The sequence below is a fragment of the Ideonella sp. P3_A4 genome (assembly GCF_056403075.1).
Genome location: NZ_JBFUGE010000274.1, coordinates 1 through 8022 on the forward strand (window position 1 = coordinate 1; position 8022 = coordinate 8022).

Annotated in this window: 8 protein-coding genes; all 8 read left to right on the top strand. The window is 69.8% G+C overall.

What is annotated here, in order from left to right; all coding sequences use genetic code 11:
• The coding region (locus AC1DYI_RS20945) for a zinc metalloprotease (RefSeq protein WP_477206064.1) at nt 1-449 on the top strand (449 nt) is incomplete at its 5' end.
• Between the two features lie 266 nt (nt 450-715).
• Complete coding sequence (locus tag AC1DYI_RS20950; RefSeq protein WP_477206065.1) at nt 716-1789, top strand: hypothetical protein; 1074 nt, start codon at nt 716-718, stop codon at nt 1787-1789.
• 43 nt (nt 1790-1832) lie between these two features.
• Nucleotides 1833-2915, top strand: coding sequence for a phage tail sheath C-terminal domain-containing protein (locus tag AC1DYI_RS20955; RefSeq protein WP_477206066.1), 1083 nt, complete (start codon nt 1833-1835; stop codon nt 2913-2915).
• A gap of 17 nt (nt 2916-2932) precedes the next feature.
• A complete protein-coding gene (locus tag AC1DYI_RS20960) occupies nt 2933-3436 on the top strand; it encodes a hypothetical protein (protein WP_477206067.1) in 504 nt (167 codons plus the stop codon).
• Entirely contained in the window at nt 3423-3929 is a 507-nt protein-coding gene (locus AC1DYI_RS20965; protein ID WP_477206068.1) for a hypothetical protein, read from the top strand. Before AC1DYI_RS20960 ends, AC1DYI_RS20965 begins: the two co-directional genes overlap by 14 nt.
• Nucleotides 3904-4953: a hypothetical protein gene (locus AC1DYI_RS20970; RefSeq protein ID WP_477206069.1), complete on the top strand. Its 1050-nt coding sequence runs from the start codon at nt 3904-3906 to the stop codon at nt 4951-4953. The genes AC1DYI_RS20965 and AC1DYI_RS20970 overlap by 26 nt, the downstream gene beginning before the upstream one ends.
• Nucleotides 4950-5543, top strand: a complete 594-nt coding sequence (locus tag AC1DYI_RS20975; RefSeq protein ID WP_477206070.1) for a hypothetical protein — start codon at nt 4950-4952, stop codon at nt 5541-5543. Before AC1DYI_RS20970 ends, AC1DYI_RS20975 begins: the two co-directional genes overlap by 4 nt.
• 20 nt (nt 5544-5563) lie before the next feature.
• Nucleotides 5564-8022: hypothetical protein (locus AC1DYI_RS20980; RefSeq protein ID WP_477206071.1), on the top strand; the 2459-nt coding region annotated here is incomplete at its 3' end.

Sequence of the window (8022 nt, forward strand, 5' to 3'; positions counted from 1 at the left end):
ACGTCGGCCTGGGCGGGCCGCTGCTGGGCACGATGGGCGCCATCGTCTGCTACTTCCTGGCGCGCAACGAGGACAGCAACTGGCTGCTGGCGGTCGCGTACTCGGGCTTCTTCCTGAACCTGTTCAACCTGATCCCGCTGTCGCCGTTCGACGGTGGCCGCATCACCGCGGTGCTGTCACCGCGCATCTGGCTGCTGGGTGTTCCGGTGCTGGGCGCTTTGTTCTATTACCGGCCCAGCCCGATGCTGATCCTGATCGGCGTGCTGGCCGCKCCGCAGGTCTGGAAGGCCATCACCTACAAGAAGGACAGCCCCGAGGCCGCCACCTACTACAACGTGTCGACCAAGGTGAAGTGGGAGTACGGCTTCTACTACGTCGCGCTGCTGGGCTTCCTGGCGGTGATGGTCAACGACGTGCACGAAATGCTGGGGGCGGCGAAGGGGTTCTGATCAATCTCCGGGTCCGTCGCTCCCGTCATCCTCAACATTGGGGATGAGTCCCCTAGCTCTAGGCCGCTGCGCCCCTACCTTTCGCGTTGCAAGCACCGCGCGTCGCGAGCAGACTCGCCGCGCAGTTCAACAGTAGCCGGGAGGCACGCCACCGTCCTCGAGACAGCGCCATCACATATGGCGCGACTCGCGGTATGCGGCGTCACGCGGGTCCGTCCGTGTGCGCTTCCCGTTCTCATCGTTGTCGGGATGCGCACGGGAGAACAATGGACTCGATCGCCGTGGAGGCCGTCGCCGCGCTGGAAGCGGCACTGAACGGGCTGATGCCCGTGCCGGTGCCGGCTGGGCTCACGCGCAGCACACGCGTGCTCACGCAGCGCATCAGGCCCTGCGGCTTGGGCGGCTACATCGGCGTCCACCAGGATCCCACCGCCAGCCTGTACGGCCGCCGCTTGAACGCACGGGTCGAGGTGAGCATTGCCGCGGGCGTGCCCGCCGATGCAAGCGCCTATGCGGCAACGCTGTCGGGCCAGGTGCTGGCGCAGACGCGCGCCGAGCTGGCCCTGCTCGGCATCCATCGATTGAGCAGCAGCTCGCTGCCAGACCCCTCGCAGCTGGCCTTCGACGTCGACTTCGAATACATCCACGTGCCCGACGCCGGTGAAGGCGTGATCAGCACGCTCGACCTCGGCGTGTTCAACAACGTCACGCCCTACCGTGCCACGCCGGTGTTCGGCTTCGATGCCGCGACGCTCGCCACACTGCCGCAGCCGCTGGGCGAGTTCTTCGCGGTCGACGACCCCGATCTCGATGGCGGTTCGCCTGCCGGCGACTGGGCCGTGGCCACCGCGCCCGCACCGCGCATCGTGCAGCGCCGCACCACCCACGGCGGCCCCGGCACATTGGCCGACCCTCGCAAGGCCGGCACGCAGCTGCTGTGGCGCCCGCGTGGCGCGCCGATGTCACTGGCCCGCGCGGCGATGCAGTTCGAGTTTCGCTCGACCAGTGGCGAAGGCCTGGGTGTGGTGTTCGGCCGCCGCGCCGCCGACGACTTCTGGTTCTACCTGGCCTCGCAAGCCCACGGCTACCAGGTGTTCGGGCGGCGAACGCCGGCTGAGTGGCTGCAGGTCGGCGAGCCGGCAGACAGCGGCTTCACGCTCAACCAGCGTCAGCAGCTGCTGATCGGCTTTCACGACAAGACGCTGTTTGCCGAGCTCGACGGCGACCGCAGCCTGACGGTCACCACGACAGACAACGTTCTCGCCGGCGAGTTGGGCCTGCTCACGCAGGGCAACGACGCCGCCGCTTTCCTGGCCGGCCGCGTGTGGCGGCTCGATTAACGACGAATCTTCTAGGAGCCCCGCACCGGGGAAGGAGCACGCGATGGAAGACACATTTGCGGAACAGATCGTCCCCGGTACGTTCATACGGGTCCAGTCCGAAGGGCTGATCGCGCCCAAGGGCGTCAGCTTTGGCAACGTCGGCATCGTCGGCACGGCCGCCGCGGCCAACGGCGTCACCGATGCGATCGGTGCCACGCACATCCTGTCCAGCCTCGAAGACGCGGGCAAGGTCTACGGCGCGGCCGACGCGCTTTCCGCCGGCACGCTCAACCTGATGCGAGCCCTGCCGCTGCTGTTCAACAACGGCGCTCGCACGGTCTACTCGCACGGCCTGGCCGCCGGCGCCGACCAGACGGCCTTCGGCACCGCCGTGGCCGAGCTGATGAAAGAGGACATCAACATCCTCATTGCGCCCGAGCTCTCCACCGCGACCGCCAAGACAGTGCTCGGTGCTGCAGTGGAAACGGGCGAGAACAGCGGCCGCGACGTGATCGCGGTGATCGGCTGCGACGCCGTCACCATCGCCAACATCAAGGCCCAGATCACGGCCAACAAGCGCTTCGTGATGGCGGCGCCGGCCATCGTCACTTTCGACGYCGCCGCCAAGGCCGATGTCACCTTGCCGGGCAACTACACCGCCGCGGCCATGGCGGGCCTGATCTCCTCGCTGGCACCGCAGTCCAGCCCGACGAACAAGGTGCTGCCCGCCGTCGGCAAGCTCAGCACCAAGTTCGGCTACGGCGAGCTGAAGGACCTGCTGCAGTCGAACGTGCTGCCGCTGGAAGACCGCCAGGGCATCCGCGTGGTGCGCGGCATCACCACCGAGGGCGCGGCCTTCGCGCAGATCACGACGCGGCGCATCGTCGACTACGCCAAGGCCGGCATCCGGCAGGTGTCGGGCGCCTTCATCGGCAAGCTTAACAACGAGCGCGTGCGCAAGGCGCTGCAAGGCGCGCTCGACAGCTTCCTCACCACGATGATCATCGACGAGTCGCTGACCGACTACACGCTGCAGGTCACCGCCACCCGCGCCGACGAGGTCGCCGGCCGCTGCGTCGTCAACGTCGCGATGCAGCCGACCTTCAGCATCGACTACATCCGCGTCACCTTGGCGCTGTCCTGAATCGGGAGCCGCAAGCCATGGCCAACACCAATGTCTTCACCGGGGCCGACGGCTCCATCACGCTGTCGACCAACTCGGCCGAAGGGCCCGAGGCCGCGACGGCCCAGGCCATCATCGACGGCAACGATCTCGTCGCCGTGGGCCGCGCCACCGGCGTGCGCGTCGAGGTCAACACCGCCATCCGCGCCTTCAACGAGATCGGCCAGCGCTACGCGAGCGAGCTGCGCCCGGGCAACGTGTCGATCCGCGGCAGCATCGACCGCGCCTACCTCAACGGCGCGATGTTGCGCCTGCTGCTGGGCGAGGCCGCCGATGGCCGCCCGCCGCGCTCCTGGGGCGGGCCAAGCTTCAACATCACGCTGATGGCCGAGAGCAGCGCACACCCCGGCACGCGCTCCACGATCACGCTGCACGGCGTGAAGATCGACCAGTGGAACCTCACGATGCCGGAGGACGACTTCGTCATGGAGTCGGCCACGTTCCAGGCCCTGTTCGCGACTGTCGGCGATGAAGCTGGCTGAACCAGCGGCGCCGCGCGCGCCCTTCATGACGGCCGACGAGCTGCTGGCCGGTGCGGCCCTGAGCTTCGACGTCGCCGTGCCCGCCGCGCTCGTCGAGCCCGGTCGGCTCGGCGAAGCGGGCCAGGTGCGGCTGCGCCCGCTCACCGTGCGCGACCTGCAGCTGGTGAGCCGCGCCGCGCGCGACAACGATGCGATGGTCGGCGCGTTGATGGTGCACACCGCGCTGGTCGAGCCCGCGTTGAACGTCGGCCAGGTGAACGGCCTGAGCGCGGGGCTGATGGAGTTCCTGCTCGGCGAAGTCAACCGCATCAGCGGGCTGGCGGTCGAACCCGCGTCGCTCGAGAGCGCCGCTGAAGCGCCGATCGCGCGGGCAGCGCACGTGCTCGCCCAGCGCTTCGGCTGGACGCCGGAGCAGATCGGCGCGCTCACGCTCGGGCAGATCCTGCTGCACCTGCAGATGCTGCGTGATGAAGAAGGCGGCCGACATGCTTGAGCGCCGCTCGCTCGCCATCGAACCAGCCCGTGCCGCCTGGCATGACTGGCTGGCGGTGGCGCAGCGCGTGCGTCGGCTCACACAAGACGGTGCTGGCGCTTGCGAAGGGTTGATCGAGTCGCTGCAGCGATGGCCGTCGTTCGCCGCTGCCGATCCGTGGGCGATCAATGCGCAGATGCCTGCGGGACCGGACAACGCCGATGGCCAGAGTCCTGCGAAACGGAGTCGCACCGCCCGCGAGGCCCTGCCGCCGGCGGTTGCTGCGCGTGCGGCGCAGAGCCGTCCGGCCGCTCTCGCCGCGCAGTCGCATCTGCAGCCAGGCAGGTTGACGCCGCGCGCACCGGCCGCATGTCCGGCATCGGCGTTGACGYCTCGCGCGCCCACCGCAGGGGCCGATGCTGAAGCGCTCGCCATCGGCACCGATACCCAAACGCCGCGCGCCACGGTCGACTCGATGCCCACGGCAGCTTCGATTATCGCCGCGCTCGTTGCCGAAACGATCGGCCGGCACGTCACGGGCACCCCCGCCGGCGGACCGGCCATCTCACACTCGCTGTTGAGTGACTTGCTGCCCGACGGCGGCGAGCCCGCGCCCTTCGCCAAGGCCACGCCCATGTCGGCCCATGCAGCACGCGGCGAATCACGCCCCGCATTGCAGGCGGTCGATCTGCCCATGCGCGCCGCGCTCGAACGCATCACCCAGGCCGAGGCGCCTGCGCCCGCCGCCGCGTTGCTGGCACCGGCCGGCGATCTGCTGCAGCGCCTGCTCCCGCGCGACGTGGGCCCATCGTCGACGACAGCCGAGCCCGAAACCACCGAAGCGCAGCGCATCGCAGCCCCACGCGCCCCATCGCGCCTGCTGTCCGAGCCCGGCCGCAGCGCTTCGGCGCCCGCCATTGGTCCCCGTCCCGCCGCCCCCGATGACACGTTGACCGATCGGCACGACGACAGCGAGACCAGCGCCGAGGCCATCAGCCGCCTGCTGGCCGACCAGGCCTGGCTGCGCGGCGTGGACTTCACATGAGCCTCACCCCGATGCTCGGCGACTGGGAACTGCCCCGCGTCACGCGGCTGGAGACGCTGGAGTCACGCGACTTCCGCGAGCTGCCGGTACCCGGCCGCGCGGGCAGCCTGTTCCAGGACCTGAACCGCCAGCCCACGCGCGTCGTGGTCGAAGGCTCGGTCTTCGGCGAACAGGCGGGGCTGGACTTTCTCAACGCCGTGCGCGAGAAGTACCTCGCCGGCGAGCCGATGACCTTCGTCAGCGACATCGTCACCGGCACCGAGATCCAGAACGTGCTCCTGCAGCAGTTGCACGTGCAGGCCGCGGCGAGCGCGCCCGACCAGATCGACTACGCCGTGTGGCTGGCCGAGTGCCCGCCGCCGCCTCCGCCCGGCCCGGGCCTGCTCGACGGCATCGACGGCGGCCTGCTCGACGCAGCCGCCGGCATGCTCGACACGGCCATGGGCGCGATCGACGCGCTGGCGGCGCTTGGCAGCATGCCCGCGCTGTCCGACCCGACGACCGGCCTGTCCGGCCTGCTCGGCGAGACCGGCCCGGCGGTGCAGCAACTGGGCGAGGTCGGCAGCGGCCTGCGCGACCTGCTCGGCTAGACCGGACCAGGAGCACCAGCATGCCCGGCCTCATGGACCGCATCGACAGCGCCGTGCAAGGGCTGGATCTGGTGCAGCTCGCCGGCGGCGTCGGTGGGCAGATCGGTGGTCTCGGCAGCACCTTCAGCGAGTGGGCCGAGCATCCACCAGGCGACTTCGGCTCGGCGCTGTCGGGGCTCGGCAGCATCAGCCTGCCGCAGCTGAGCGCAGGTGGCGGCTTCCAGAACACGCTGGGCGGTCTCGGTGCCAGCCTGCAAGGCCAGTTGGGCCCGTTGAGCGGCGACCTGGTCACGCGAGTCGGCTCGCTGCCGGACATGCTGCAGACGCAGCTCACGGGTGCGCTGCAGCCCCTGATCGATCGCATCGCCGCGATRCAGTCGCTGCTGGCCAGCGACTGGAGCTGCGGCCTGTTGCCCGTCATGACGCCACCGCCGGCGCCGGTGCCGCCCGCACCGCCTCCAGGCGCCCCCGCGCCGCCCCCTCCCGCTCCGGCCCCAGCCCCGACCGGCGCCTTGACGTCCTCACAGGTCGACAGCGCCAAGGCCGCGATCGACAGCCTGCCCGCCGACCTGGACGTGCCCAGCCTGTTGCGCTGGCTGCACGAGCGCGTCGGCACCTTCCGGCCCGACTACTTCACCGTGCGCTCGCTGCCGGTGCTCGACGACATCCGCGATCCGCTGGACACACTGGTGCGCTGGGACGACGCCACGGCGCCGGCCCTACAGGCCGAGTTGACGCAGACGCTGACGACGCTCGCCGCCGTGGTCCGCACGCACACCAGCGGCGTCTTCGCACGCGCTGTGYCGCCAAGCGTCGTTGCCAGCCTGCCACTCGCTGCGCTGGGCAACGCCGCGCAGGGCTACGCCACTGCGGTGGAGGCCTTGGCCGATTCGGTACAGGCCAACGACGCCCAGATCGCCGCACGCCTGGCCACGGTGCAGACCACCCAGACTGCGCTGACGACGCAGAACGGCGCGCTGGCCGCAGTCTCCGCCCAGCGCACGCAGCTGGCTGATGGCATGCGCGCGGCGGCCGGTGATCTCGACGCAGGCGTGTGCCGCATGCTGGTGCTGCTGCAACCGCGCGCGACGCTCGCCGACCTGACGGCGCCGCTGGGCTCGCTGCAAGTCCCCGAGCCTTCGCCGCAGGCCTTCGAGCCCGTGACCGAAGTGATAGGCGATCTGACCGCCAAGCTGACCCACCTGCTGGAGCAGGTCGACGTGTCCGTCGTCACCGAGCCGCTGACCGATGTGTTCAGCGAGATCGACGGCGTCGTCTCGCAGATCGAGCAAGGCCTTTCGCAGCTCACCGCGATGGCCACGCAAAAGCTCGGCGAGGCGCGCAGCGCCGTGCAATCGCTGAACCTCGACGACCTGCGCCAACAGGTCGAAGACCTGCTGAACCAAGCCACCGCGCAGGTGAGCCAGGCGCTGGCTGCATCGGTTGGTGCTGCGTCGGGCTCGTTGACCGATGCGCTGCATGAAGCGCGCGACGCCATCGACGGCATCGACCCCGAGGCGCTCGCCGGCCCGATCAACGACGCCATCGATGCCCTGGGCGACCTGGCGCAGGACGAGGTCGTCGAGCGGCTGAAGGAAGTGCTGCAGACCTTGAGCCAGCTCGCCGACAAGCTCGACGAGCTGTCGTTCGCGCCGGTCACCGACGAGGTCATCGCGGCCATTGGTGAGCTGAAGTCGCTGATCGCTTCGATCGACATCTCCAAGCTGCCCGACCCCGGCCCGGCGCTGGTCGGCGAAGCGATGAAGGTGCTGCCGCAGTCGATCAAGCCGCTGACCGACCCGTTGATCGTCGACCTCGACGCGCAGCTCGCTGGTAGCCCGACAGCGCTGCTGGAACAGGTCAAGCAGCTGCCCGACCAGGTGCGCGACCGCTTGCTGCAGTTCTCGCCTCGCCAGGCGCTCACGCCCGTGCTGGTCGAGCCGTTCAACGCGGCGGTCGACCAGCTGTCGGTGATCCAGCCGTCGAGCTGGCTGCTGCAGGCCGACCAGGCGTTGGACGGCCTGCGCCAATCGCTGGCCAAGCAGCTGGACATCGCAGCGCTGCTGCGCCCCACGGGTGAAGCCTTCGACCTGATCCTGAACACGCTCGACAGCGTGCGGCCCTCGCAGCTGATCGCGCCCTTGTCCGACGTGCTGGAGCAAGCGGCCGCCAAAGTGGAGTCTGCCTTGCCGATCGGTGACATCGCGCAGGCGATGAACCAGGCCTTGGGCCGGGTGCGCAGCTTCACCGCCACCCTCGATTCGGCGCTCGACGTGGCCGAGCACTTCTCGCAGAAGATCAGCGCGCTGGGCGACCCGGATGCAGAGTTCGACGCCTGGCTCGACAGCATCCTCGTGAAGGTGCCCGAAACACCGGCCGGCGCGCTCGCGGCCGCGCTCGACGATGTCATCGCCGCGGCCCGCAGCGCGCGCCCAGCCGATTTGAGGACCGCATGGAGCAGCGCACGGCAGAACCTCGC

What these genes read in the sequence shown, in the direction of transcription:
- AC1DYI_RS20950 (WP_477206065.1), top strand. Translation starts at nt 716, where the DNA reads ATGGACTCGATCGCCGTGGAGGCCGTCGCCGCGCTGGAAGCGGCACTG.
- AC1DYI_RS20965 (WP_477206068.1), top strand. Translation starts at nt 3,423, where the DNA reads ATGAAGCTGGCTGAACCAGCGGCGCCGCGCGCGCCCTTCATGACGGCC.
- AC1DYI_RS20960 (WP_477206067.1), top strand. Translation starts at nt 2,933, where the DNA reads ATGGCCAACACCAATGTCTTCACCGGGGCCGACGGCTCCATCACGCTG.
- AC1DYI_RS20975 (WP_477206070.1), top strand. Translation starts at nt 4,950, where the DNA reads ATGAGCCTCACCCCGATGCTCGGCGACTGGGAACTGCCCCGCGTCACG.